23 protein-coding genes, 2 rRNA genes and 1 riboswitch are annotated in these 24,834 nt (G+C 44.1%); of the genes, 20 read left to right on the forward strand and 5 right to left on the reverse strand.

Annotation, left to right across the window (positions count from 1 at the left end):
• A 23S ribosomal RNA gene (locus IEW76_RS15925) occupies positions 1-132 on the forward strand; the annotation flags it as partial.
• Between the two features lie 180 nt (positions 133-312).
• Positions 313-428 (forward strand): 5S ribosomal RNA (gene rrf / locus IEW76_RS15930).
• A gap of 38 nt (positions 429-466) precedes the next feature.
• Here the strand turns inward: rrf and IEW76_RS15935 are convergent.
• Positions 467-901, reverse strand: a complete 435-nt coding sequence (locus IEW76_RS15935) for an Hsp20/alpha crystallin family protein (RefSeq protein ID WP_188655429.1) — start codon at positions 899-901, stop codon at positions 467-469.
• A gap of 209 nt (positions 902-1,110) precedes the next feature.
• Here IEW76_RS15935 and IEW76_RS15940 point away from each other — a divergent pair, with 209 nt between their 5' ends.
• The 3 genes from IEW76_RS15940 to purB all read left to right on the forward strand — a co-directional run bounded on the left by IEW76_RS15940 (position 1,111) and on the right by purB (position 3,345).
• Positions 1,111-1,668, forward strand: a complete 558-nt coding sequence (locus tag IEW76_RS15940) for a DUF2179 domain-containing protein (RefSeq protein WP_188655430.1) — start codon at positions 1,111-1,113, stop codon at positions 1,666-1,668.
• Complete coding sequence (locus IEW76_RS15945; RefSeq protein ID WP_188655431.1) at positions 1,661-1,858, forward strand: NETI motif-containing protein; 198 nt, start codon at positions 1,661-1,663, stop codon at positions 1,856-1,858. Before IEW76_RS15940 ends, IEW76_RS15945 begins: the two co-directional genes overlap by 8 nt.
• Before the next feature lie 191 nt (positions 1,859-2,049).
• On the forward strand, positions 2,050-3,345 hold the full coding sequence (gene purB / locus IEW76_RS15950; RefSeq protein ID WP_188655432.1) for an adenylosuccinate lyase: 1,296 nt from the start codon (positions 2,050-2,052) through the stop codon (positions 3,343-3,345).
• Positions 3,346-3,408: 63 nt separating this feature from the next.
• Here the strand turns inward: purB and IEW76_RS15955 are convergent, their stop codons facing one another.
• A complete protein-coding gene (locus IEW76_RS15955) occupies positions 3,409-4,905 on the reverse strand; it encodes a glycine betaine uptake BCCT transporter (protein ID WP_188655433.1) in 1,497 nt (498 codons plus the stop codon).
• Positions 4,906-5,345: 440 nt separating this feature from the next.
• Positions 5,346-5,447: riboswitch (purine riboswitch) on the forward strand.
• Between the two features lie 150 nt (positions 5,448-5,597).
• Here IEW76_RS15955 and purE point away from each other — a divergent pair.
• From purE to purD, 11 genes are read left to right on the forward strand one after another with little or no spacing between them, the layout of a single operon-like run.
• Positions 5,598-6,098 carry a 5-(carboxyamino)imidazole ribonucleotide mutase gene (purE, locus tag IEW76_RS15960; protein WP_188655434.1) on the forward strand — a complete coding sequence of 167 codons (501 nt, stop codon included), beginning with the start codon at positions 5,598-5,600 and terminating at the stop codon, positions 6,096-6,098.
• A complete protein-coding gene (purK, locus tag IEW76_RS15965) occupies positions 6,076-7,209 on the forward strand; it encodes a 5-(carboxyamino)imidazole ribonucleotide synthase (RefSeq protein ID WP_188655435.1) in 1,134 nt (377 codons plus the stop codon). The genes purE and purK overlap by 23 nt, the downstream gene beginning before the upstream one ends.
• 4 nt (positions 7,210-7,213) lie before the next feature.
• On the forward strand, positions 7,214-7,933 hold the full coding sequence (gene purC, locus IEW76_RS15970) for a phosphoribosylaminoimidazolesuccinocarboxamide synthase (protein ID WP_188655436.1): 720 nt from the start codon (positions 7,214-7,216) through the stop codon (positions 7,931-7,933).
• A complete protein-coding gene (purS, locus tag IEW76_RS15975) occupies positions 7,926-8,177 on the forward strand; it encodes a phosphoribosylformylglycinamidine synthase subunit PurS (RefSeq protein ID WP_036787815.1) in 252 nt (83 codons plus the stop codon). Before purC ends, purS begins: the two co-directional genes overlap by 8 nt.
• On the forward strand, positions 8,174-8,857 hold the full coding sequence (gene purQ, locus IEW76_RS15980) for a phosphoribosylformylglycinamidine synthase subunit PurQ (protein WP_188655437.1): 684 nt from the start codon (positions 8,174-8,176) through the stop codon (positions 8,855-8,857). Before purS ends, purQ begins: the two co-directional genes overlap by 4 nt.
• Positions 8,841-11,063: a phosphoribosylformylglycinamidine synthase subunit PurL gene (purL, locus tag IEW76_RS15985; protein WP_188655438.1), complete on the forward strand. Its 2,223-nt coding sequence runs from the start codon at positions 8,841-8,843 to the stop codon at positions 11,061-11,063. The genes purQ and purL overlap by 17 nt, the downstream gene beginning before the upstream one ends.
• Positions 11,039-12,451 (forward strand): amidophosphoribosyltransferase, encoded by a 1,413-nt coding sequence (gene purF, locus IEW76_RS15990; protein ID WP_188655439.1) that lies wholly within the window; start codon positions 11,039-11,041, stop codon positions 12,449-12,451. Before purL ends, purF begins: the two co-directional genes overlap by 25 nt.
• 12 nt (positions 12,452-12,463) lie before the next feature.
• Positions 12,464-13,486 carry a phosphoribosylformylglycinamidine cyclo-ligase gene (gene purM / locus IEW76_RS15995; protein ID WP_188655440.1) on the forward strand — a complete coding sequence of 341 codons (1,023 nt, stop codon included), beginning with the start codon at positions 12,464-12,466 and terminating at the stop codon, positions 13,484-13,486.
• Positions 13,486-14,064, forward strand: a complete 579-nt coding sequence (gene purN, locus IEW76_RS16000) for a phosphoribosylglycinamide formyltransferase (protein WP_188655497.1) — start codon at positions 13,486-13,488, stop codon at positions 14,062-14,064. The genes purM and purN overlap by 1 nt, the downstream gene beginning before the upstream one ends.
• Entirely contained in the window at positions 14,061-15,599 is a 1,539-nt protein-coding gene (purH, locus tag IEW76_RS16005) for a bifunctional phosphoribosylaminoimidazolecarboxamide formyltransferase/IMP cyclohydrolase (protein WP_188655441.1), read from the forward strand. The genes purN and purH overlap by 4 nt, the downstream gene beginning before the upstream one ends.
• Before the next feature lie 14 nt (positions 15,600-15,613).
• Positions 15,614-16,891 carry a phosphoribosylamine--glycine ligase gene (gene purD, locus IEW76_RS16010; RefSeq protein WP_188655442.1) on the forward strand — a complete coding sequence of 426 codons (1,278 nt, stop codon included), beginning with the start codon at positions 15,614-15,616 and terminating at the stop codon, positions 16,889-16,891.
• On the opposite strand, the gene IEW76_RS21095 is transcribed toward purD, so the two are convergent.
• Positions 16,857-16,967 carry an EYxxD motif small membrane protein gene (locus IEW76_RS21095; RefSeq protein ID WP_373286011.1) on the reverse strand — a complete coding sequence of 37 codons (111 nt, stop codon included), beginning with the start codon at positions 16,965-16,967 and terminating at the stop codon, positions 16,857-16,859. The two genes, purD and IEW76_RS21095, sit on opposite strands and share 35 nt — an antisense overlap.
• Before the next feature lie 649 nt (positions 16,968-17,616).
• Positions 17,617-17,868 (reverse strand): YgaP family membrane protein, encoded by a 252-nt coding sequence (locus IEW76_RS16015; RefSeq protein WP_188655443.1) that lies wholly within the window; start codon positions 17,866-17,868, stop codon positions 17,617-17,619.
• A gap of 107 nt (positions 17,869-17,975) precedes the next feature.
• Here IEW76_RS16015 and IEW76_RS16020 point away from each other — a divergent pair, with 107 nt between their 5' ends.
• From IEW76_RS16020 to IEW76_RS16030, 3 genes are read left to right on the forward strand one after another with little or no spacing between them, the layout of a single operon-like run.
• Positions 17,976-19,715 carry an adenine deaminase C-terminal domain-containing protein gene (locus tag IEW76_RS16020; RefSeq protein ID WP_188655444.1) on the forward strand — a complete coding sequence of 580 codons (1,740 nt, stop codon included), beginning with the start codon at positions 17,976-17,978 and terminating at the stop codon, positions 19,713-19,715.
• A 53-nt stretch (positions 19,716-19,768) separates the two neighbouring features.
• Positions 19,769-20,869, forward strand: a complete 1,101-nt coding sequence (locus IEW76_RS16025) for a DUF3048 domain-containing protein (protein WP_188655445.1) — start codon at positions 19,769-19,771, stop codon at positions 20,867-20,869.
• A 17-nt stretch (positions 20,870-20,886) separates the two neighbouring features.
• The gene (locus tag IEW76_RS16030; RefSeq protein WP_188655446.1) at positions 20,887-21,192 is read left to right on the forward strand and encodes a YerC/YecD family TrpR-related protein; all 306 of its coding nucleotides are present in this window, start codon (positions 20,887-20,889) and stop codon (positions 21,190-21,192) included.
• A 1,146-nt stretch (positions 21,193-22,338) separates the two neighbouring features.
• Here the strand turns inward: IEW76_RS16030 and IEW76_RS16035 are convergent.
• Positions 22,339-23,727, reverse strand: a complete 1,389-nt coding sequence (locus tag IEW76_RS16035) for a glycine--tRNA ligase (RefSeq protein ID WP_188655447.1) — start codon at positions 23,725-23,727, stop codon at positions 22,339-22,341.
• A gap of 413 nt (positions 23,728-24,140) precedes the next feature.
• Here IEW76_RS16035 and pcrB point away from each other — a divergent pair, with 413 nt between their 5' ends.
• The gene (gene pcrB / locus IEW76_RS16040) at positions 24,141-24,830 is read left to right on the forward strand and encodes a heptaprenylglyceryl phosphate synthase (protein ID WP_188655448.1); all 690 of its coding nucleotides are present in this window, start codon (positions 24,141-24,143) and stop codon (positions 24,828-24,830) included.
• The last annotated feature ends 4 nt before the right edge of the window (positions 24,831-24,834 follow it).

A 24,834-nucleotide genomic window follows, 5' to 3' on the forward strand; every position in this document is an offset into this window, starting at 1 on the left:
CACTTCAAGATGAGATTTCCCATCACTTCGAGTGAGTAAGATTCCTTGTAGACGACAAGGTTGATAGGTCGGAGGTGGAAGCGTGGTGACACGTGCAGCTGACCGATACTAATAAATCGAGGGCTTAACTAACAAAAACGCAAGCGACTGCCCAGACCCGTACGGATAAGACAGATTTTCGGAAAAGGCGATTAGCCTTTGGAGAAAAGATGACTTATACGCTAGGGTCTAGGAGCTGGAGTTAGACGTGATCAGGCACGATGTCTTAATTCTTATCTAGTTTTGAAGGTACTCCTTCAAACAAAACAATAGTATGGCGGTTTTGGCGAAGAGGTCACACCTGTTCCCATGCCGAACACAGAAGTTAAGCTCTTCAGCGCCGATGGTAGTCGGGGTTTCACCCCCGCAAGAGTAGGACGCCGCCATGCACTTAAAAAATAAACCCAGAAGATTTAATCTTCTGGGTTTATTTTTCGTCTAAAGACTTAATTTTAATTTTGTTCCGTTTTCCTTCTTCTTGAATCATACGATGTAGTTGGATAACGACAATGCCATTGCGGTAAGTTGCCTGCATGCGATCTCCTCGTACAGGGTAAGGAAGCTCTACTTTTCGTTCAAACGTGCCCTGGAGGATTTCTTCTTGTATACACTGTTTCTGAGAAGTTTGTAGAGAAATGAGGCCCTTAATTTCTAGTATAGAGTAATCAACAAAGATATCTAGGTCATCTAGGTTTTCTAATCCTGGCACATTAACCAGTAGCAAAAGTTCATTGTCCGATTTGTACATATTGATTTGAGGTATGGTTGGTTTTAGAATGCCTTCAAATTCTCCCCAAAAATCTTCACCAAAAAATCGGTCCATGTTCTGACGCCAGTTAATCATGTTTTGGAAAGGGTCCATCTTAACTCGCTCCTTTTGGATATACTAATGATGCTTTACGTGCTCCTTCTCTGTCCTTTTTCCATTTATAACAAAAAGAAAGTAGAAATTAATTGAGAATTATTAATGGATTGCGCTATAGTGTATGCATAAGATGTAATGTGGGTGAATGTCCCGTATTTGGGGAATAAACAATTATTAGTTCCAAGAGAGGAGTCGGTCTCGTTTTTATGGAGAATCTATTAGAGAACAGCTGGGCAATGGTGTTGATTATTTTAGTAGTCAATATCGTATATGTATCGTTTTTAACGATTCGAACGATTTTTACTCTAAAAGGTCAGCGTTATTGGGCAGCCTTTATTAGTGTATTTGAAATTACAGTTTATATTGTAGGACTTGGTCTTGTGCTTGATAACCTCGACCAAATTCAAAATGTCGTTGCCTATGCTTTAGGATTTGGTTTAGGTGTTATTGTAGGAATGAAAATTGAAGAAAAGCTTGCTCTGGGGTATATTACGGTAAATGTCATTTCATCTAATCCGGATATTGAGTTTACTAAACAATTGAGAGACAAAGGATATGGTGTAACGAGTTGGTTTGCTTACGGTATGGAAGGCGATCGTCTGGCCATGCAAATCCTTACACCTCGTAAGTATGAATTGTCCTTATATGAAACCATTAAAAATATTGACTCTAAAGCCTTTATTGTCGCTTACGAACCAAAGCAAATTCGGGGCGGTTTCTGGGTGAAACAAGTAAGGAAAGGAAAGCTGAACAAAGATGGGTAAACAAAAGAAACGGTTTACAGTAGAAGAAGGCGATACTATTGATTCTGTGCTCAATACAATGAAAGAAGAAGGCTATACACCTATTCGCCGTGTAGAAGAGCCGATCTTTCAGGAACATATTGAAAATGGTGAGAAGAAAGTAGAGCCGATCGGAAGCAAGATCGTGTTCGATGCTGTAAAACAAAACTAATGCGAACAATAAAACAACAATTGAATAAAACGTTCGGGAAATGTTGCTTTTTTCCCTGACTATTGGTACTATACGAATAGACAGTCATGGTTTGTCCGGGAGGTAGGACAAGCTGAGAACGTGACAAGTGAGCCTATTATCTTTTTATCTATGGATAATAGGCGCTTTTATTTAATGGGAGGATGATGATTGTGATCGAACGTTATACACGACCTGAAATGGGTGCCATTTGGACGGATGAAAATAAGTATAAAGCATGGTTAGAAGTAGAAATCTTAGCATGTGAAGCATGGAGTGAACTAGGGTACATACCATCAGAAGATGTTCAACGACTTCGAGAAAATGCCTCATTTGATACGAACCGTATACTAGAAATTGAACAGGAAACTCGTCACGATGTTGTGGCCTTTACACGTGCTGTTTCCGAGACTCTTGGCGAAGAGCGTAAATGGGTTCATTATGGTCTAACTTCGACGGATGTTGTTGATACCGCCTTATCTTATTTGTTAAAACAGGCGAATGATATTATACGTCATGATCTACAGACTTTTATTGATATCTTAGCTGATAAAGCGAAAGAGCATAAGTATACTGTTATGATGGGACGAACTCACGGGGTTCATGCAGAGCCTACTACATTTGGATTAAAGCTTGCTCTATGGTACGAAGAGATGAAACGCAATCTAGAACGCTTTGAGATGGCTGCTCATAATATTGAATTTGGGAAGCTCTCAGGTGCTGTTGGAACTTATGCGAACATTGACCCATTTGTTGAGGAATACGTTTGTGAGAAGCTTGGATTGACGCCTGCCCCTGTCTCAACTCAAACACTTCAGCGAGATCGTCATGCACACTATCTATCTACGCTATCCTTAATTGCGACATCTATTGAGAAATTTGCAGTCGAAATACGTGGTTTACAAAAATCTGAAACCCGAGAAGTTGAGGAGTTCTTTGCTAAAGGACAAAAAGGATCCTCTGCAATGCCTCACAAGCGAAATCCAATTGGTTCTGAGAACATGACGGGCCTTGCAAGAGTAGTGAGAGGTCATATGCTTACAGCTTACGAGAACGTTCCTCTTTGGCACGAAAGAGATATCTCGCATTCATCAGCTGAGCGCATTATCCTTCCTGATTCTACAATCGCACTTAATTATATGTTGAATCGTTTTAGTAAGATCGTGAAGAACCTAACCGTTTATGAAGACAATATGAAAAAGAACATGGACAAGACATACGGGTTAATCTTCTCTCAACGAGTCTTGTTATCTCTTATTGATACAGGGATGTCTAGAGAAGAGGCCTATGACATTGTACAACCAAAGGCTATGGATGCTTGGGAAAGAGGTGTGCAGTTCCGTGAACTTGTTGAAGAGGATGAACGGATTACTAGCGCTTTAAGCGAAGAGAAGTTGGATGAGTGTTTTGATGCAACCTATCATTTGAAAAATGTTGACCATGTATTTGAGCGAATTGGCTTAAGCTAAAACTCCATAAAAGCCAAAATAGATACAAAAAAGCTATGGCAGTTGCCATAGCTTTTTTTGTACTTATTTTTTGATTTTGGCTTCTTTTGCATCCTGATTTAAGGCTATCAGTAGGGACCAGCACATAAACAGGAGTATAAAGGCGAACGGGAAGGCGGAAACAATAGCGGCTGTTTGTAGCGCACCGAGGCCTCCTGCTCCTAGTAGTACTGCTGCAGTAGCTGCTTGGATAACACCCCAGCTTAATTTCACAACGTTTGGTGGGTTTAAGCTACCATTTGTTGTTTGCATTCCTAGAACGAATGTTGCTGAGTCAGCAGATGTGATGAAGAATGTGCTGATTAAAAGAATAGCAACGATTGTCAGGATAATACCCATTGGCATTGTTTCAAAAGTACCGAACAGTGCTTGTTCTGTGCTTAAGTCTGTTAAGCCGGTGTTCTGCCCGCTTAGTTCTTGTTTAAGGCTTGTACCACCAAATACTGCGAACCAGAAAGCACTGAAGATACTTGGTCCAAGTAAAACACCCATGATAAATTCACGGATTGTACGTCCTTTTGAAACACGTGCAATAAATGTACCTACGAATGGAGACCAGGAAATAAACCAAGCCCAGTAGAATACGGTCCAACCTTGGATCCACTCATTCTGATCCGTGCTAAGTGGTGCCATTTGGAAAGTCATCATTGGTAAGTTCTGAACGTAAGAACCTAAAGTTGATGTAAATGTATTCATGATAAATACAGTAGGTCCTAATATAAGGGTCATTGCAATTAAACCAATTGCTAGAACGATATTCGTATTACTTAAATACTTAATACCTTTACTTAAGCCACTCCATGCGGAAATCATGAAGAGTACCGTTACAACTGCAATAATGACAAACTGAGTTAATTTATTATTTTCTATTGGTGTGATGAAAGCAAGTCCACCAGCGATTTGTGTTGCTCCAAGTCCAAGAGATGTGGCAACACCGAAAATTGTTGCAAATACAGCGATTACGTCAATCGCGGTACCAAGTGCGCCTTTTGTTGCTTTCTCCCCTAATAAAGGTTCAAAGGTAGCACTGATTACACCTGGTGCTTTACGACGGAATTTGAAGTAACCGATCGCAAGAGCAATTACAGTGTAGATGGCCCATACGTGGAAGCCCCAGTGGAAGAATGCGTAGCGAAGAGCTTTCTTAGCTGCTTCTGCTGTTTCAGCATCCCCTGTAGGCGGAGTTGCATAGTGTGCTAATGGTTCAGCTGATCCCCAGAATACAAGACCAATCCCCATACCAGCACTAAATAACATAGCAAACCATGTAATAGTTTTATATTCTGGCTTTTCGTTCGGTTGCCCTAACTTTAGTTTCCCAAATGGGCTGACTACTAAGTAAATTGAGAAGATGAGAAATATAGCTACAGTTAGTAAGTAGAACCAACCGAATTTGTCGGTAAGAAATCCTTGGATCTCTCCAGAAACAGCTTGTAAGTTACTTGGCGAAATCGTTCCCCAAAGAACAAAGACGGCTGAAATAGCGAGTGATATCCAAAAAACAGGAGTTACCTTATTCATCGAATCCCCTTCCTGATACAAATGTAATTATTTGTTTAGTTTAAACTGTACATTTGGTATAAACGTTTTGTTCCGAATATAAGTGTAACATTTTTTTAAGAATCGTCAATAAATAATTACTTTGCTGGTAGTCTACTATTAAAAATTGAAAGAATTGGAAGTTGCCTTTGCGGGTCAGGGATGGCTGTATGATAAACATACCCCGCCCCAGAGAATGTAAACCCCCACTATCAATATTATTAAACGTTACGCTCAACTAAACCTCACGGATCACAGTGTCTCAGTCTTGAGCATTAAAACCTGTCATATTTTTAACCACAATATAATGAGATAACTAAATAAAGTAAGGATGTAATGAAAGCGAACGAAAAGGTGTTATTTAATTTAAATGTTCGTGTATTGTTGATTTATTTGAGGAGTATTGTTAGAGTATAAGTATAAATGAAAAGAACGACGTACCTCATATAATCTCGGGGATAAGGCCCGTAAGTTTCTACCTGACTACCTTAAATGGTCGGACTATGAGGGAAGATTGGACACAAGTGTACCTATTACATATAGATGTGATTGGACCCATTCGTGCGCCTATTATCTTCTCTCAAGTTGAGATGAGATAATAGGCGCTTTTTTTATAGGTGAAAACTAGAGAGCAGAAGTAATAGTTACTTTTATATAGGAAAGGGAGATTAGAGATGGCTGATGTCGGCGTAGTGATGGGCAGTTTATCAGACTGGGAAACGATGAAACATACTTGCTTCATGTTAGAACATCTTGGTGTGTCGTATGAGAAAGGAATTCTGTCAGCTCACCGTACTCCAGAAGATATGTTCGAATACGCGGAAGGGGCGCGGAGTAAGGGACTAAAGGTTATTATTGCTGGGGCTGGGGGAGCGGCGCATTTGCCAGGCATGGTAGCTTCTAAAACGACCCTGCCGGTTATTGGAGTGCCTGTTCAATCGAAGTTAGATGGTTGGGATTCGTTGTTGTCGATTGTTCAAATGCCAGGAGGAATCCCTGTAGCTACTGTGGCTGTAGGTACGGCTGGAGCAAAAAATGCAGGCATTCTGGCCGCTGAAATATTAGCGGTATTTGACCATGGACTAGCGAACCGATTGAAAGCTTATCGGGATGAATTAAAAGAAAACGTTGAAGAGATGAGGGGGCAACTCTATGAATCAAGCAATCTTACCTAACGCTACTATTGGCATACTTGGAGGAGGACAGCTTGGCCGTATGATGGCTGTGGCTGCAAAGCAAATGGGGTATAGAATTGCGGTGCAAGATCCTGCAAAGAATGGTCCTTGTGCTCAGGTTGCAGATATCCATATTCCTTATGCATTAGATAGTCTTGAAGGAGCAAAGAAGCTTGCTGAAGTGAGTGAGGTTATTACGTATGAATTTGAAAACGTCGACCTTTCGTTAGCCAAGTATTTAGTTGAGCAGGGAAAGCTTCCTCAAGGTGTTGAAGCACTAGAAGTTACACAGAATCGTGGGAGGGAGAAGAAGCGGCTTGAACAAGCAGGCGTTCCTGTAGCTCCGTATCGACTACTTGATGAAACCGATGATCTCCAAGAAGCGGTCGATTCGATTGGTTTTCCTTGTGTAATTAAAACCGTTGAAGGTGGTTACGATGGCAAGGGGCAGTTTCGTATAAGGACCAAGGAAGCCGTGAGTGAAGCACAACGATTCCTTGAAGATCATGGAAGTTGCATATTGGAAAGCTGGTTACCGTTCGATCAAGAAGTTTCTGTCATTATGACAAGAGGGATGGACGGTGGTATTGCCGTATTCCCTATGCCCGCTAATCTTCATGAAGATCATATGCTCAGGGAAAGCATAGTACCTGCGTCTGTCTCAAGCGAAGTGTTGGATAAAGCAAGGACGTACGCGGTGCGTATAGCTGCCTACTTAGGTGTAGTCGGAACGTTTGCTGTCGAGATGTTTGTAGTGGGAGAGGATGTTTACGTTAATGAGATGGCACCTCGCCCTCACAACTCGGGGCACTTTACGATAGAAGCATGTAATGTATCTCAGTTTGAACAACATATTCGGGCTATATGTGGATTGCCTCTTCTAAACATAGACACACCCTATGCGGCAGTGATGAGAAATATTATTGGGACAGAGGCAGAAGGTTATGGGAAGAATACTCATCTCTTTTTAGATTGTCACGTTCATTTGTACGGGAAAGACCAGGTTAAACCGATGCGAAAGATGGGTCACGTGACAGCGATCGGTAAAACGGTTGAAGAAGCTAAAGAAAAATTAGACCAAGACCAGGTTGTTCCTGGCACCAGGGGGTAGCGAAATGAAGGGTTCATTGCTATACGAGGGAAAAGCGAAGAAAGTGTATTCCTTAATCGGAGAAGAGTATGAATTGATTCTAGAGTATAAAGATGAAGCAACGGCATTTAATGGGAAGAAACATCAGACATTTCGAGGAAAAGGTCGTCTCAACAATTTAATATCAGCCCATGTATTTTCCTATTTAAAATTAGCTGGAATTCCGACACATTTTATCCAAACGCTTTCAGACACAGAACAGCTTGTGAAGCAGTCGCAAATTATACCGCTAGAGGTCGTGGTCAGAAATGTTGCAGCTGGTAGCATGACGCGTCGACTTGGTTTAGAGGAAGGGACGGAACTCCCTGAGCCCATTGTAGAATTTTATTATAAAAGTGATGACCTCGATGATCCATTTATAAATGATGAACATGCACGCTTCTTAGCGAAAGTAGACCAAAGTGATTTGGACCATATCAAAGCAGCTGCCCATAAGATTAACAACCATTTGCAAGTCATGTTCGGTGAGATTGAGCTTCGATTAATCGACTTTAAATTGGAGTTTGGCCGCCTGCATGACGGTTCCATTGTGTTATCTGACGAAATTTCGCCTGACACGTGCCGCCTATGGGATCAGGATACGAACCGAAAAATGGATAAAGATGTGTTCCGCAATGATATAGAGGATCTTGTTGAAATCTATGAAATTATTTTAAAGCGTTTGGAGGCGATCGTTCATGTATAAAGTGTATGTTTACGTAACGTTGAAAGAGGGAGTTCTCGATCCGCAGGGGAAGGCAATCCAGGAGTCGATGCATTCATTAGCTTATGATGAAGTTGAGAGCGTTCGAGTTGGGAAGTATTTTGAACTGACAGTAAAGGATACAGGGGAGATAGACAAACGTGTAAATGAGCTATGTGATCGATTGCTTGCCAATCCTGTCATTGAAGAATACCGCTATACCTTAGAGGAGGTCGTTCCCAATTGAAGTTCGCCGTAATCGTGTTTCCAGGATCAAACTGTGACCGAGATATGTTTGATGCAGTACGGTCTCATTTAAAAGAAGATGTAGAGATGGTTTCCTCTTCTACAACTGACTTGTCCAACTTCGACGCGATCCTTTTGCCGGGTGGATTCTCTCATGGAGATTACTTACGCTCAGGTGCAATGGCGAGTGTTGCTCCGGTTGTTCGGGCAATTAAAGAAGAAGCAGATAAAGGAACCTTTATTCTAGGCGTATGCAACGGATTTCAGATCCTTTTAGAAGCTGGACTACTTCCTGGAGCCATGCTTCCAAATCGTGACCTAGCTTTCATATGTAAAACAGACCTTGTTCGTGTAGCGAACAACAATACCGTATTCACGAACCTTTATGAAGAAGGAGCGGCTCTGAAACTACCGATTGCTCACGGGGAAGGCAACTATTATTGCGATGAAGCTACTTACCGTTGTCTCGTAGATCATCATCAAATTCTATTTACTTATGAAAACAATCCAAATGGCTCCGCCTATGATATAGCCGGTATTTGCAATGAAAGAGGAAACGTTCTTGGTATGATGCCACACCCGGAGCGTGCGGTTGAAGCACTTCTTGGTTCAGAAGATGGTTTGAAGTTATTTCAATCAATGGTAGCGAATTGGAGGGGATCCCATGTACAACACACTTGATTTGAGTCCATCACGCATTGAAGAAGAACAGCTTTATAAGGAAATGGGACTAAGTGATTCTGAGTTTGCCCTAATGAAAAACGTGCTTGGGCGTGTACCGAACTACACCGAAACAGGTCTTTTCTCTGTCATGTGGTCGGAACATTGCAGTTACAAAAACTCAAAGCCATTATTGAAACACTTCCCAACGAAAGGTCCACACGTTTTACAAGGGCCTGGTGAAGGAGCCGGTGTCGTTGATATTGGTGATAATCAGGCTGTTGTGTTTAAGATGGAAAGCCACAATCACCCTTCTGCTATTGAGCCTTATCAGGGGGCAGCAACAGGTGTTGGTGGTATCTTGCGTGATGTGTTCTCCATGGGAGCTCGTCCGATTGCCCTACTGAATTCTCTCCGGTTCGGAGAACTAACAACAGAGCGGATGAAGTATTTATTTAAGGAAGTTGTGCACGGTATAGCTGGGTATGGAAACTGTGTTGGGGTTCCTACTGTCGGTGGAGAGGTTCAGTTTGATCGCTGTTACGAAGGCAACCCACTTGTGAATGCGATGTGTGTTGGATTAATTGATCAACAAGACGTTCAGAAAGGGATTGCGGCAGGAGTTGGAAATACGGTGATGTACGCCGGTGCGCCAACGGGTCGAGATGGTATTCACGGAGCAACGTTTGCTTCAGAGGAATTATCGGATGCTTCAGCTAGTAAACGCCCATCTGTTCAGGTCGGTGACCCTTTTATGGAAAAGTTACTCATTGAAGCGTGTCTAGACGTCATCCACTGTGATGCTCTTGTCGGTATACAGGATATGGGCGCAGCTGGGTTAACGTCTTCTGCTAGTGAGATGGCTAGTAAAGCTGGTACTGGAATCCGAATGAATTTAGACGACGTTCCACAGCGCGAGGAAAATATGACGGCTTATGAAATGATGCTCTCAGAATCTCAGGAAAGAATGCTTCTCGTCGTTGAGAAGGGACGTGAAGAAGAGATAGCGGAGATCTTTGAACGGTACAGCTTACATGCAGTTTCGATTGGTGAAGTCATTGAAGAGCGTGTGTTACGTCTAGAACATGAAGGTAGAGTCGTAGCTGATGTTCCTGTAGATGCGCTAGCTGAAGAAGCTCCGGTCTATGTGCAAGAAGAGGTTGAGCCTGCTTATATTGAAGAATACAGAAATATCATGTATCGCCCTGAAGTAGAAGATATGGGCGAAACACTAATGACGCTACTCAAGCAGCCTACGATTGCAAGCAAGGAATGGGTGTATGAGCAGTATGACCATATGGTTCAAACGAATACGGTTGTCGCGCCAGGATCTGATGCAGCCGTGGTTCGTGTGAAAGGGACAGGGAAGGCCTTAGCGATGACAACGGACTGTAACTCTCGCTATATTCATTTAGATCCGCACCTTGGAGGACAAATTGCAGTGGCTGAAGCGGCCAGGAATATCATTTGCTCAGGCGGCCGTCCGTTGGCACTAACAGATTGCTTGAATTTCGGCAGTCCAGAGATTCCAGAAACGTACTGGAAGATGAAGCAATCCGTACTTGGTATGAGCGAAGCGTGTACGACGCTCTCTACACCTGTCATTAGCGGAAATGTATCCTTGTACAACGAATCAAATGGCGTATCTGTTTACCCTACTCCTGTTGTTGGAATGGTTGGATTAATTGAAGATCTTTCGCACATTACGCGTCAAAGTTTTCAAGAGCGTGGAGATCTGATCTATGTAATTGGTGAGGCAAATCTAGAGTTTAGCGGAAGCGAACTGCAAAAGGTGTTAGAAGACGATTACTTTGGACCTTGTCCGAAGCTTGATTTAGAAGTGGAGAAGAGAAGGCAAGAAGAAGTGCTATCTGCTATTCAACAAGGACTCATTCGTTCTGCTCATGATGTTGCTGAAGGGGGACTTGGCGTGGCACTTGCTGAATCATTATTTGAACACGACCTTGGTTGTGACGTCTCAATAAATGGAGATCCGCTTACGGAACTCTTTAGTGAAACGCAATCTCGTTACGTCGTATCTGTACCTGGAGAACATCAGAAGGCGTTTGAATCAGTAGTTAGTGATGCAGTCTATCTCGGTGTTGTAACGGATCATCAACATTACTGTGTGAAACGTGAGGGAGAAGACGTGATCTCTTTATTTACGCCTGATCTTAAGAAAGCCTGGAAGGAGGCTATTCCGTGCCAACTGAAATCAAAGGATTAAACGAAGAGTGCGGTGTATTTGGTGTATGGGGCCATGAAGATGCTGCGCATTTGACTTATTACGGCCTTCACAGCCTTCAACACCGTGGACAGGAAGGTGCTGGCATCATTGCTACAGATGGTGAGCAACTTCGTCTCGAGAAAGGGCTTGGCTTGATTACAGAGGTGTTTGAAGAGAAGCAATTCGATCGCCTAGAAGGTCATGGTGCGATTGGCCATGTTCGCTACGCGACACAAGGGGGCGGTGGATATGATAATGTCCAGCCTCTTGTTTTCCGATCTCAGACAGGGAGCCTTGCTTTGGCGCATAATGGCAATCTCGTTAACGCTCATGCTTTAAAGCACCAGCTAGAAGCTCAAGGCAGTATTCTGCAGACGACATCTGATACAGAAGTCGTTGCCCACCTTATTAAGAGGAGCGGTCATTTGCCATTAAAAGAGCGCATCATGCAAGCTCTTGCCATGTTAAAAGGTGCCTATGCGTTCGTGATGATGACTGAAGAGAAGCTATTTGTTGCTCTAGATCCAAAGGGATTGCGACCTTTATCAATAGGCAAACTTGGAGATGCTTATGTTGTGTCTTCTGAAACTTGCGCTCTTGATGTGGTTGGAGCTGAGTATATAAGAGAAGTCGATCCTGGTGAATTGATTACGATTGATAAAGATGGACTTCACTCCGATCGTTTCTCAGAGCCCCTTCAGCGGACGCTTTGTTCAATGGAATATGTCTACTTCTCTCGACCTGACAGCAACTTAGATGGTGTGAATGTACACTCAGCGAGAAAGAGGATGGGCAAGGAACTTGCGAAAGAAGCCCCCATCGAAGCAGATGTTGTGACAGGAGTACCTGATTCTAGTATCTCTGCAGCGATTGGATTTGCTGAACAGTCAGGGATCCCTTATGAACTAGGACTGATCAAGAATCGATACGTAGGTCGCACATTTATTCAACCGTCTCAGGAATTGAGAGAGCAAGGTGTGAAGATGAAACTGTCCCCGGTGAGAGGGATTGTAGAAGGGAAGCGCGTCGTCATGGTGGATGACTCGATCGTGAGAGGAACAACGAGTCGTCGTATCATTCAAATGTTGAAAGACGCAGGCGCTAAAGAGGTCCACGTGCGAATCGGTGCTCCTCCACTTAAGAATCCTTGTTATTACGGCATTGATACGTCCACGAAAGCTGAGCTTATTGCAGGGCACCACAGTGTAGAAGAGATCCGTGAGATGATTGGTGCAGATAGCCTTGCCTTTTTGTCAGTAGAGGGGCTGCAGGAAGCGATTGGATCGCCTAAAGATTCTCTTCGACACGGACAATGTCAGGCGTGCTTTACCGGAAGTTATCCGACTGAGATCTTTCCAAATACGGTTCATCCATATGAGAAAGTATAACGAGGTGATGAAATGAGAGAGTTATACAAAGAAGCGGGCGTTAATGTGGAAGCGGGATATGAGGCTGTAGAAGGAATGAAGCAACATGTAGCCAGAACGAAACGTGCTGGTGTAATGGGAGACGTTGGTGGATTTGGTGGACTGTTTGACTTAGCCAAGACGTCTTATCAGAATCCTGTTCTCGTCTCAGGCACAGACGGAGTGGGCACAAAGTTAAAACTAGCGATAGATTTAAAGCGACATGATACGATAGGAATAGACGCGGTGGCAATGTGTGTAAATGACATTATCGTGCAAGGTGCTGAACCATTATTCTTCTTGGATTATATCGCCTGTGGTAAGAACGTTCCTGAGCGGATTGAGGCTATTGTAAAAGGAATTGCAGATGGGTGCGAACAAGCTGGGTGTGCACTGATTGGCGGTGAGACTGCCGAAATGCCAGGCATGTATAAAGAAGAGGACTATGATGTGGCAGGATTTGTTGTAGGTGCAGTAGAGAAAGAAGAACTTATTACAGGTGAAGCGATTCAAGAGGGGGACCGGATCATTGGCCTTGCTTCGAGTGGAATTCATTCGAATGGTTACTCCCTCATAAGAAAGTGGATCGAGAATCATGACTTAGACCTTTCCGACCACTATGGGGTTTTTCCAGTGTCCCTTGGGGAAACACTGCTTACTCCGACAAAAATCTATGCTAAAGCGATCAAGTCTTTGAACACTGCAATTGAGGTTAAAGGGATGGCTCATATTACAGGTGGAGGCTTTGAAGAGAACATACCAAGAATGCTTCCTGAAGGGTTTGGTGTATCTATTCAAAGAGGATCTTGGACGCCTCCGGTGATTTTTGATTTCCTAATGGATAAGACCTCTGTATCGTCTGAAGAAATGTACAGTGTATTTAATATGGGAATCGGGATGGCTGTTGTAGTAGGTGAGGGTGATGAAGAGACGGCTCTTGCGCAATTAGAGGAAGCCGGAGAAGAAGCTTGGGTGATTGGGAGCGTGACCAAGGGAGAAGGAGTGGCTTACAGATGATGGAGGGACCAATTTCAATAGCAGTATTCGCTTCTGGAAGCGGCTCGAACTTTGAAGCGCTTGTTGAGCGTGCTGGTGAAGACTCTATCTATGAAGTGGGCCTGCTTGTATGTGATCAACCTGAAGCAGCCGTTATCGAGAAAGCTAGACGATTTGGCATAGACGTATTCTCTTTTTGTTCCAAAGATTATCCTGATAAAGCTGCATTTGAATCGGTGATCTTGCAGAAGCTGAGGGGTCAATCGATTGAGTGGTGTGTGTTAGCTGGATATATGAGATTAATTGGACCTACTCTTCTGAGAGCATACGAAGGGAAGATTCTCAACATCCATCCATCACTGCTTCCGGCATTTCCAGGGAAAGATGCGATTGGGCAAGCCCTAGATGCAAAGGTGAAAGTAACCGGTGTAACCGTGCATGTTGTCGATGAAGGGATGGACACGGGCCCGGTTATTGAGCAGATTCCTGTGCGAATAGAGGGTGATCGAACACGGCTTCAACATGATATCCAGCGCGTTGAACACGAATTGTACCCAACCGTCGTCAAACAATGTATTAAAGGGGAGAAAGCAACATGACAGAGAAAAAGCGTGCATTATTAAGTGTATCGAATAAAAAGGGAATCGTAGAATTTGCAAACCAACTTGCAACTATTGGGTATGAACTTGTATCGACAGGAGGCACGAAGCGTGCGTTAGAAGAAGCGGGGCTGTCTGTTCGTTCTATATCCGAAATTACCGATTTCCCTGAAATTATGGATGGAAGAGTGAAAACCCTTCATCCAAATGTCCATGCTGGTCTGTTAGCGAAACGGAACCAACGAGAGCATCTCGAGCAGCTGGATGATTTACATATTGGTTTAATTGATCTTGTCGTTGTGAACCTTTATCCCTTTAAAGAAACGATTTCGAAAGAAGGGATAACAGAAGAAGAGGCGATCGAAAATATTGATATTGGCGGACCAACCATGCTTCGTGCTGCTGCGAAGAATTTCGAAGGGGTTACCGTTCTTGTGAATCCAGATGATTATGTTGAAGTACTGCCTTATCTAAAAGAGGATGAAGTTCCATACAATGTGCGCAAAAGTTTGGCTGCCAAGGTGTTTAATCATACGGCAAGTTACGATACGTACATCGCGAACTATTTCAATGAATTATTGGAAGATGAAACGCCAGCTCAACAAACGAATACGTATGAACTTGTTCAATCGCTTCGATACGGAGAGAACCCTCACCAAGATGCCTCCTTCTATAGAGACCCTCTTTATAAAGGTGCATCCATTGCTAACGCCGAACAGCTGAATGGAAAAGAACTTTCCTACAACAACATACAAGATGCCAATGCTGCATTATCTATGGTTCTCGATTTCACGCAACCGGCTGCCATTGCTGTGAAGCATATGAATCCTTGTGGAGTTGGGGAAGGTGACACCATTTATTCTGCGTTTGAGCGTGCTTATGAAGCAGACCCAATTTCCATTTTCGGTGGAATTATCGCGGTTAACCGTGAAGTTGATCGGGATACAGCGCTACGTATGAAAGAAATCTTCCTCGAAATCATTATCGCTCCTTCTTTCTCGGAAGAAGCACTAGAGGTATTAAAAGAGAAGAAAAACTTACGCTTGTTGAAACTTGATCTTAATCAAGAAAGTGGAGCATCGAAACTTGTCACAAGCGTTCGCGGCGGTGTGCTCGTACAAGATACGGATGAGGGAACTCTTAATGATGTATCCATCTCCATTCCAACTGATCGTCGCCCGACAGATCAAGAATGGGAAGACTTGCAGCTTGCTTGGAAAGTTGTGAAACACGTGAAGTCAAACGCGATTGTTCTTGCCAGAAATCACCGTACCGTTGGTGTTGGAGCGGGTCAGATGAATAGGGTTGGAGCAGCGAACATAGCGATTGAGCAAGCTGGCGAGCACTGTCACGGTGCAGCACTTGGGAGCGATGCATTCTTCCCGATGCCGGATACGGTAGAGGCTGCGGCTAAAGCTGGTGTAACAGCGATTATTCAGCCTGGTGGATCTAAACGAGATCAGGATTCCATTGATGCCTGTAATGAGCATGGCATTACGATGGTCTTAACAGGCATGCGCCATTTCAAACACTAAAGAGGGGTGAGGTCATGAATGTATTGGTTATTGGTCGTGGTGGAAGAGAACATAGTATTGTTCGGAAGTTAGCGGAGAGTGAACGAGTGGATACAATCTTTGCAGCCCCTGGAAATGCCGGGATGACAGAAGCTACGCCTGTATCGATCTCTGAACAAGACAGTGAAGCTCTTATAGCGTTTGCTAAGCAAAATGAAGTAGCTTGGACAATCGTAGGCCCTGAAGTTCCTTTGCTAGAAGGTGTGGTCAACGCTTTTAGGAAAGAGGGGCTTACCATTTTCGGCCCGACGAAAGAGGCGGCGCTTATCGAGGGAAGTAAGGCATTCGCGAAAGAAGTTATGGCGAGTAGCGGTACACCGACTGGAGCTTACCGCACGTTCTCTGATGAAGAGGAAGCCATTTCATATCTTGAGTCAGTAGATTTCCCAATTGTAATTAAAGCCAATGGACTTGCTGCTGGTAAGGGAGTCGTCATTGCAGGAGATGAACAAGAGGCTCAACAAGCCATTCGCGGAATGCTTGGAGGAGAGCAGTTTGGTGATGCTGGGAAAACGGTCGTTATTGAGGAGTTTCTAGAAGGCGAAGAGTTTTCACTAATGGCATTTGTAGATGGTCGAGATGTGTACCCGATGATTCCTGCTCAAGATTATAAGCGGGCATTTGACGATGACCAAGGGCCTAACACAGGTGGAATGGGAGCTTATGCCCCTTCTGAGAACATCCCCGCGAGTGAGGTGGAACGTGCGGTTGAATCCATTCTCAAACCCGTAGCTGAAGCTCTGGTTGACATGGGTCGTTCTTTTACGGGGATCCTTTATGCAGGTTGTATCCTGACCGACGAGGGTGCAAAAGTCATTGAATTTAACGCCAGATTCGGTGATCCTGAAACCCAAGTCGTTTTGCCGCTATTAGAGAATGACTTGATCCAGGTGATGGAGGATGTCGCTGGTGGACGTGATCCAAAGATTCGATGGAAGCAAGCAACTTGTGCTGGAGTGGTTGTAGCGTCTTCTGGGTACCCAGGTTCTTATGAAAAAGGGCATCCTCTGCCAGAATTTAAAGAAGACCCCGCTTCTTTCTCCATTTATGCAGGGGTAAAAGAGGGTCAAGGCAACCTCGTTTCAGATGGGGGACGCGTTATGCTCGTTGGGTCTGTTCAACCTACCCTAGAGGAAGCCGCGGCTCATGTATACAAAAGTCTCAAACCGGTCACAAGTCCGTATTTCTTTTACCGAACAGATATAGCACGACATAAATCTATGTCTTCTTCTTCTTCTTCTGAATATAAATAAAGAGAATGGCGACAATACTGCCGATAATCGTGGCGATTACAAACGTCATATCGGTTAGGTATTCCATGATATTCATGACACTTCATTCCTTTCAATAGTGTATATTGGTTAGCCCAGGCGTCTTTTTAGCCTGGGCTTTTTGTATGAAAAGCGCAGGCGGGGTGGTTAGGGCCGTACGGATAAGACAGCTTTTCGGAAAAGGCGTTTAGCCTTTGGAGAGAAGATGACTTATCTCGCTAGGCCCTCCCCGCCGGAGCTGGATCTGGACGTGAGCGCCTAGGATCTGTCCGTAGTAGAGCAGAATTTGGCCGTTAGGGCTCAGGATTCGGCCGTAGCAGAGCAGAATCTGGCCGTTAGGGCTCAGGATTCGGCTGTAGTAGAGCAGAATCTGGCCGTTAGAGCTCAGGATTGGGCCGTAGTAGAGCAGAATTTGGCCGTTAGGGCTCAGGATTCGGCCGTAGCAGAGCAGAATCTGGCCGTTAGGGCTCAGGATTGGGCCGTAGTAGAGCAGAATCTAGCCGTAAGCACCCCCCTGCGCTTTTCATGAGATCTAGCTCCGGCGGGGAAGGGCTAGCGAGATAAGCAATCTACCTCCAGTCTGCTACGCAGACTTACAGTAGCTTGCTTATCCGGCCCCACACGAGGTGGGGTCGTTCGACGTTGCCACAGGACGTGGCGAACTTAGTCGAACTTCCTCTTTTACTTGACCAACCCGCCTACGCTTTTCATGACGGATTGAAAGTGCTCTCTTCATCTTCTTTATCCTGCTGGTTGTTCTTTGTTTCTTCCATCATGGCTACGACTGGGCAGTAGCGGACGATGCCTTCGGCTACTTTCATGGATGCTAACATGATCATCATCCAGTTGCCGTCTCTCCATGGTTTTCGTACCATTTTTGCAGTGGAGAAAGAGAGTAGTGTTAAGCCGAGAGTGATGCGAATCATTGCGTTGATAATGCCGATGTTTGGACGTACCATTTTTTTACTCATTCCCTTCAAAACGTTAATGCAGTAAATGTTTGCGTGTGTTACGATAGTAAAAAAGATGACAAGCTAATACATTCAAATAGATGGAGTGATGCACGATGAATGAACACCGTTACCGATGGCGCAATCGACAACTCCGTGAACATGTAGCAGTAGTAGATGGTGCGCATGCTCCGTCGATCGTGTTAACCAATGCCACGTATTTAAACGTTTACTTAAAACAATGGATGGAAGCAAATATATGGATTTACGACGATCGCATTGTCTATGTGGGTGATGCACTTCCTGAGTCTGATGAAGCTACCGAAGTCGTGGACTGCACTGGGCAGTATCTCGTTCCGGGCTACATCGAACCACATGCCCATCCTTTTCAGTTATATAATCCCCACCGTTTAGCTCAATATGCATTACAAACTGGAACAACCACGTTAATCAACGATAACTTAGTGTTGCTTTTTTTATTACACAAAAAGAAAGCGTTTTCTTTATTAGAGGACTTGAATGATGTGCCGGCTTCGATGTACTGGTGGAGCCGTTTTGACTCTCAGTCAGCTCTTCAACGAGAGGATCATTTCCTTAGTGATGAGGATGTTCAGGATTGGCTTGAGCATGATGCTGTTATACAGGGCGGCGAACTAACGGGTTGGCCGAGTGTATTAAAAGATGATGATCGTGTATTGCATTGGATGCAAGAGGCCAAGCGCAAACGAAAGCCTATAGAGGGGCATTTTCCTGGAGCATCAGAGAAGACGCTTACGAAAATGAAGCTCCTTGGAACCGATTCCGATCATGAATCAATGACTGGGGAAGAGGTATGGAATCGAATTCGGCTTGGGTATATGACGGCTCTTCGCTATTCTTCCATTCGTCCTGATCTTCCACAGTTGTTAAAAGAAATGAAAGACTGGAACATCCGTGTTTATGACCGTCTTATGATGACAACCGATGGTGCGACGCCATCCTTTTACGAACAAGGAATTATGGATCGCTGTATCGAAATTGCTTTAGAAAACGATGTGCCTGATTATGAAGCCTATAGTATGACTTCCTATAATGCTGCTAAACACTTTGGGATCGATCATCGTGTGGGGAGCATCTCACCTGGGTGTGTGGCTCACATTAATATCCTTAGCGATAAACATACGCCAACCCCAACCTCGGTTATAGCAAAAGGGGCATGGGTAAAGAGGGATGGGCAAACGGTTGAACAGTCTAATCCATTCGATTGGGATAAGCATGACTTAAGTCCTTTAGAGATTGACTGGGATTTAACAGAACGGGATTTACAATTCTCGATTCCTCTTGGTTTGGAGATGGTTAATGAAGTGATTCTGAAGCCATACGCCGTTCAGTCTGAACGATCAGGAGACCGGGCAGGTACGGAAGATGAAGCGTTCTTAATGCTAATGGACAGGGAAGGCAAGTGGAAGGTGAATTCAATGATTAAAGGATTTACGAAGACACTTGGCGGACTTGTGAGTTCTTACTCAAATACAGGGGACTTCATCTTTATAGGAAAGAACAAGCCAGATATGGAGATGGCTTTTAACCGTATGAAAGAGATTGGGGGAGGGATCGTGCTAGCTCACGAAGGTGAAATTGTGTATGAACTTCCTCTACCTGTTGCTGGAATGATGTCTGACGAAGAGATGGGGACAATCATTTCACATGAGCAACAAGTGAAGCGCATTTTAGGGGAACACGGATATCCGTTTCAAGACCCCATCTACACACTATTGTTTCTCTCATCTATGCATCTTCCTTTCATACGAATTACACCTAAAGGAATTATGGACGTTAAGAAGAAAGAGGTACTCTTTCCTGCAATAATGCGTTAAAATGTAAATAGGGTAAAGTAATAAAGCAGTTTAGGAAAAAGGTGTGTATGAACATGCGTAAGTCGTTAGGCTGGGTGTTTTTACTCATGCTCTTTATCGTCTCGGCTTGTTCCGTCGATCAGATTGCGAACAAAGCCAGCGCAGAAAAGCCTGCAGAAGGTGACGTCAAAGAGCATTCAAAGAAAGAAATGGAACAACCAAAGGAAGAAACGCCTGTAGTGGAACAAGAACCGGAATTTAAGAATATGTATCCCTTAACAGGTGAGAAAACGAATGACGATGTCAGTCATCGTATCATGGCCGTTATGGTCAATAACCATTCCTACGCCAGACCGCAATCAGGCTTAAACGATGCGGATCTCGTTTACGAAGTACTGGCTGAAGGAAGCATCACAAGATTTGTAGCGTTTTATCATAGTAACCAACCTGAAGTGGTCGGCCCTGTTAGAAGTGCTCGCGAGTACTACTATACGATTGCAAAAGGGTACAATGCGATTTACTTGTATCACGGAGCTGCTGAGTATATTGAGAATCAGCTAAAAGCAGGCGCAATTGATCATTTGAATGGGATGTACTATGATAATGATCGGAATTTATTTAAACGGGAAAGTTTCCGTAGTGCACCACATAATTCGTATATTCTTCTTGATGCTGTCTATGATATAGCCAAACAGAAAGGCTATGAGGTAACGAACAACCATGAGCCTCTTCCATTTTTAACAGAAGACGAGATCCAATCCTTAGATGGCCAAGAGGCATCGAGCGTAAAGATTACGTATTCGGACACACCACAAGAAACGGTTACGTTCAAGTACAATCCAGAAGAAGAAACCTACGCGAGGTTTAACGACGGAGAAGCAACTGTAGATTATCATACAAAAGAAGCCACTACGGTGGATAATATCTTTATTGTAGAAACAGGTCACCGTGTAATTGATAGTAAGTTACGCCGTGACATCGATTTAAATTCTGGTGGGAACGGGTACTTGATTCAAAAAGGACAAGTACAACAAGTGACATGGAAGAATGAAGATGGCAGAACCTATCCTTTCAAAGATGGCAAAAAGCTAGGCTTCGTTCCAGGGAAAACGTGGGTCAACGTCGTCCCTGAACAACCAGGCATCAGCCAGTCCGTTTCAATCAACCCGCAATAATAAAAGGAGTGTCACACATGCAAATTGATAAACTAAGGGGTAAAGAATTAGATCAGCTATTTAAAGCAATCCTTACAATGGAATCAGTAGAAGAATGCTACAAACTATTTGATGACCTGGCAACCATGAACGAGGTTCAATCCCTTGCCCAGCGCTTAGAAGTAGCCCGCATGCTTCGTGAAGGATTCACGTATCACAAAATCGAAAACGACACAGGCGCATCAACAGCCACAATCTCGCGCGTGAAACGTAGCCTAAACTACGGAAACGACGCCTATGCAATGGCTCTAGATCGCATTCAAGAGTCTGAAAAAGAAGACTAATTTTAAGTGAGAAGACTGCCCTTGTGGGGCGGTCTTTTTTTATGGAATTTTTAGGGGGAGGTCAGGTTGAACTGTAAAACCACTGCTTCTTAATTCTTTGTGGGGGGAGCGCTTGAGTCGCTTTCTTTTAACTTGAGCGAGCCACTTCGGCAGCACTCGAGCCAGTCTCGGCGAACTTGAGCCAGAAAGTCGAGACCCGTTCACATCTAGGAGGGAACTTGAGTCAGTATTTCTGAAACTTGAGTCAGAACCACGTGACTCGAGTCGGTTTTGCTAAACTTGAGCCACTTTCCCATGGACTTGAGCCGTAAATTTGGCCACTTGAGCCAGTAAACGGAAAACTAGAGCCACTTCAGCTAAGACACGAGTCGATTTTCTTTAACTTGAGCCAGTACGCCAGCGCTTGAGCCGGTCCGGGCGCACTTGAGCCAGAAAGCCGGAATCCCTCCACATCCAAGAGGAACTTGAGTCAGTATTTCTGAAACTTGAGTCAGAACCACGCGACTCGAGTCGGTTTTGCTAAACTTGAGCCGCTTTCCCATGGACTTGAGCCGTAAATTTGGCCACTTGAGCCAGTAAACGGAAAACTAGAGCCACTTCAGCTAAGACATGAGTCGATTTTCTTTAACTTGAGCCAGTACGCCAGCGCTTGAGCCGGTCCGGGCGCACTTGAGCCAGAAATTCGAAATCCGGTCGCATCTGGGAGGAACTTGAGTCAAAACCGCGCGACTCGAGTCGGTATTGCTACACTAGAGCCGCTTTCCCACGGACTTGAGCCGTGAATTTGGCCGCTTGAGCCAGTAAACGGAAAACTAGAGTCACTTCAGCTTAGACTTGAGCCGCTTTCCTTTAACTTGAGCCACTCCGGCAGCACTCGAGCCAGTCTGGGTGAACTTGAGCCACTCCGGCAGCACTCGAGCCACTCTTCCAAAACCTCCACCCACTAAGTAGACAACCTACCAACCTAACCCATCTCACTGGAAATTGTTTCACGTGTAACTTTTTTAACATTCAAAATATCAATGAAAGCAAGAAACTAAGAACATTTTGACAAAAATAGTTAATACCTGATCGTATTCGATTATCTAAACAAAAGAAACCCACATGTCGACTTCAATCGTCAGCATGTGGGTTTCTGAATGCATTTTAGTACGTTAATTGATCTTCAATGAAGCTGCGTAGGTCGCTGATGTTTAAGCGAGTCTGTTCCATTGTGTCACGGTTACGTACGGTAACTTGACCGTCTTCTTTGGAATCGAAGTCGTATGTGATACAGAATGGTGTACCGATCTCGTCGTGACGGCGGTAACGTTTACCGATGGAACCAGCGTCGTCATAGTCGACCATGAAGTGCTTGGATAATTCAGCGAATACTTCTTTCGCTTCGTCACCTAGCTTCTTCGAAAGTGGGAAGATCGCTGCTTTGTATGGTGCAACAGAAGGGTGGAACTTCATTACGGTACGGGAAGACCCATCTTCTAATTCTTCTTCTTCGTATGCGTCAGCTAGGAATGCTAGAGCTAAACGGTCTGCACCAAGGGCAGGCTCGATTACATAAGGAATGTAGCGCTCGTTTGTTTCCTGATCGATGTACTTAAAGTCTTCGCCAGAGTGCTCAGCGTGTTGGTTCAGGTCGAAGTCTGTACGGGAAGCGATGCCCCAAAGTTCGCCCCAGCCCATTGGGAACTGATACTCAATGTCTGTTGTTGCATTACTGTAGTGAGACAATTCATCTTCACCGTGCTCACGAAGGCGTAGGTTTTCGCCATCAATGCCAAGTGACATTAACCAGTTGTGGCAGAAGTTCTTCCAGTAATCGTACCATTCTAGTTCTTCGCCAGGCTTACAGAAGAATTCCATTTCCATTTGCTCGAATTCACGCGTACGGAAGATGAAGTTACCAGGTGTGATTTCGTTACGGAAACTCTTACCGATTTGGCCGATTCCGAATGGAAGCTTCTTACGCATAGAGCGTTGAACGTTTTTGAAGTTCACGAAGATTCCTTGTGCCGTTTCAGGGCGAAGGTAGATGTCATCTGTTGCGCCTTCTGTAACACCTTGTTGCGTTTGGAACATAAGGTTGAACTGGCGAATGCCTGTGAAGTTCTTCTCGCCACATGTTGGGCAAGCGATGTCGTGTTGCTCAATTAGTTTTTCCATTTCTTCAAATGGAAGGCCATCAACGACTAGTTCATTTCCTTCCGCTTCTAGCTTGTTCTCGATTAGTTTGTCTGCGCGGTGACGAGACTTACATTCTTTACAGTCGATCATCGGGTCGTTGAAGTTGCCTAGGTGACCAGATGCTTCCCACGTTTTCGGGTTCATTAAGATCGCTGCGTCAAGACCAACGTTAAGCGGGTTTTCTTGGATGAACTTTTGCCACCAAGCGCGCTTTAAGTTGTTCTTTAACTCAACGCCAAGTGGACCGTAATCCCATGTGTTCGCAAGGCCGCCGTAAATTTCAGAACCTTGGAAGATAAAGCCGCGATGCTTTGAGTGTGATACCAATTGATCCATTGTTGCTTTCTTAGACATTTGAATGTCCTCCTTTATCACTTGAACTTTACTAAACAGATTGTGAAGTAGCCCCAAAAGCCATAAAAAAATCTCGCCACTGGGACTATGCCCAGGGACGAGATTATAACCCGCGGTTCCACCCTGATTGATGACTTGCTCGGTTGGCAAGCATCCACTTTATGTGTGCATACTCAGGAACGCCGTTTCTTTAAACCATTCTCTGAGCTCGCACCGTCCTCAGATCGCTAGGGGGAAGGGGGTTTAAATACTATTTTTCCGTCATCATATGATATAAACTTTTTGTTTTCTAATAGTAGCATAGCTTGTTTTTGTTCACAAGTCTACCCGGAAAAAGCCGAACTCCCTTTCGATTTGAAGGGGGTTTTTTGCTATAATGGATAAATGGAATATGGTAAACGGAGGCTAGTGCCATGTACGATATGAAAAAGTGGGAGCATGTGTTTAAGCTCGACCCTAACAAAGAGATTTCAGATGAAGATTTAGAACGAATATGTGAATCGGGAACAGATGCTGTCATTGTAGGTGGGACAGATGGTGTGACGTTAGATCAAGTCTTGTCACTACTTGCAAGCATTCGCCGTTATTCGGTTCCTTGTATTTTAGAGATATCCAATTTAGAAGCCATTACACCTGGATATGACTATTATTTTATTCCGATGGTGTTAAATAGTTCTGAAAAACGCTGGATGATGGATGTTCATCATGAAGCTGTGAAAGAATATGGAGATATAACAGATTGGGATGAGATGCTAGCTGAGGGGTATTGTATCTTAAACCCTGAGTCGAAGGCGTTTCAGGCTACGAACAGTGTCATGCCTGATGAAGAAGACGTGATTGCTTATGCCAGAATGGCTGAGCACTTGTTCCGCCTGCCGATCTTTTACCTTGAATATAGCGGTATATATGGTGATCCAGCGTTAGTTAAGAAAGTTGATCAAACGCTTGATCAAACCTTGTTATTCTACGGAGGCGGTATTGAGACGCCAGAACAAGCCAAGGAAATGAAAGCTTTTGCCGATGTCATTGTTGTAGGGAATGTCATTTACGATAATATGAAACAAGCTTTAAAAACGGTAGCAGCCGTAAAAGAACGAGAATAAAGGA

The organism is Pontibacillus salipaludis (genome assembly GCF_014642405.1).
In the GTDB taxonomy this organism is placed as follows: Bacteria; Bacillota; Bacilli; order Bacillales; family BH030062; genus Pontibacillus; species Pontibacillus salipaludis.

Coding starts and splice junctions, on each gene's coding strand:
- IEW76_RS15935 (WP_188655429.1), bottom strand. CDS start 901: ATGGACCCTTTCCAAAACATGATTAACTGGCGTCAGAACATGGACCGA.
- IEW76_RS15940 (WP_188655430.1), top strand. CDS start 1,111: ATGGAGAATCTATTAGAGAACAGCTGGGCAATGGTGTTGATTATTTTA.
- IEW76_RS15945 (WP_188655431.1), top strand. CDS start 1,661: ATGGGTAAACAAAAGAAACGGTTTACAGTAGAAGAAGGCGATACTATT.
- IEW76_RS15955 (WP_188655433.1), bottom strand. CDS start 4,905: ATGAATAAGGTAACTCCTGTTTTTTGGATATCACTCGCTATTTCAGCC.
- purE (WP_188655434.1), top strand. CDS start 5,598: ATGGCTGATGTCGGCGTAGTGATGGGCAGTTTATCAGACTGGGAAACG.
- purK (WP_188655435.1), top strand. CDS start 6,076: ATGAATCAAGCAATCTTACCTAACGCTACTATTGGCATACTTGGAGGA.
- purC (WP_188655436.1), top strand. CDS start 7,214: ATGAAGGGTTCATTGCTATACGAGGGAAAAGCGAAGAAAGTGTATTCC.
- purS (WP_036787815.1), top strand. CDS start 7,926: ATGTATAAAGTGTATGTTTACGTAACGTTGAAAGAGGGAGTTCTCGAT.
- purL (WP_188655438.1), top strand. CDS start 8,841: ATGTACAACACACTTGATTTGAGTCCATCACGCATTGAAGAAGAACAG.
- purM (WP_188655440.1), top strand. CDS start 12,464: ATGAGAGAGTTATACAAAGAAGCGGGCGTTAATGTGGAAGCGGGATAT.
- purN (WP_188655497.1), top strand. CDS start 13,486: ATGGAGGGACCAATTTCAATAGCAGTATTCGCTTCTGGAAGCGGCTCG.
- purH (WP_188655441.1), top strand. CDS start 14,061: ATGACAGAGAAAAAGCGTGCATTATTAAGTGTATCGAATAAAAAGGGA.
- purD (WP_188655442.1), top strand. CDS start 15,614: ATGAATGTATTGGTTATTGGTCGTGGTGGAAGAGAACATAGTATTGTT.
- IEW76_RS21095 (WP_373286011.1), bottom strand. CDS start 16,967: ATGAATATCATGGAATACCTAACCGATATGACGTTTGTAATCGCCACG.
- IEW76_RS16015 (WP_188655443.1), bottom strand. CDS start 17,868: ATGGTACGTCCAAACATCGGCATTATCAACGCAATGATTCGCATCACT.
- IEW76_RS16020 (WP_188655444.1), top strand. CDS start 17,976: ATGAATGAACACCGTTACCGATGGCGCAATCGACAACTCCGTGAACAT.
- IEW76_RS16025 (WP_188655445.1), top strand. CDS start 19,769: ATGCGTAAGTCGTTAGGCTGGGTGTTTTTACTCATGCTCTTTATCGTC.
- IEW76_RS16030 (WP_188655446.1), top strand. CDS start 20,887: ATGCAAATTGATAAACTAAGGGGTAAAGAATTAGATCAGCTATTTAAA.
- IEW76_RS16035 (WP_188655447.1), bottom strand. CDS start 23,727: ATGTCTAAGAAAGCAACAATGGATCAATTGGTATCACACTCAAAGCAT.
- pcrB (WP_188655448.1), top strand. CDS start 24,141: ATGTACGATATGAAAAAGTGGGAGCATGTGTTTAAGCTCGACCCTAAC.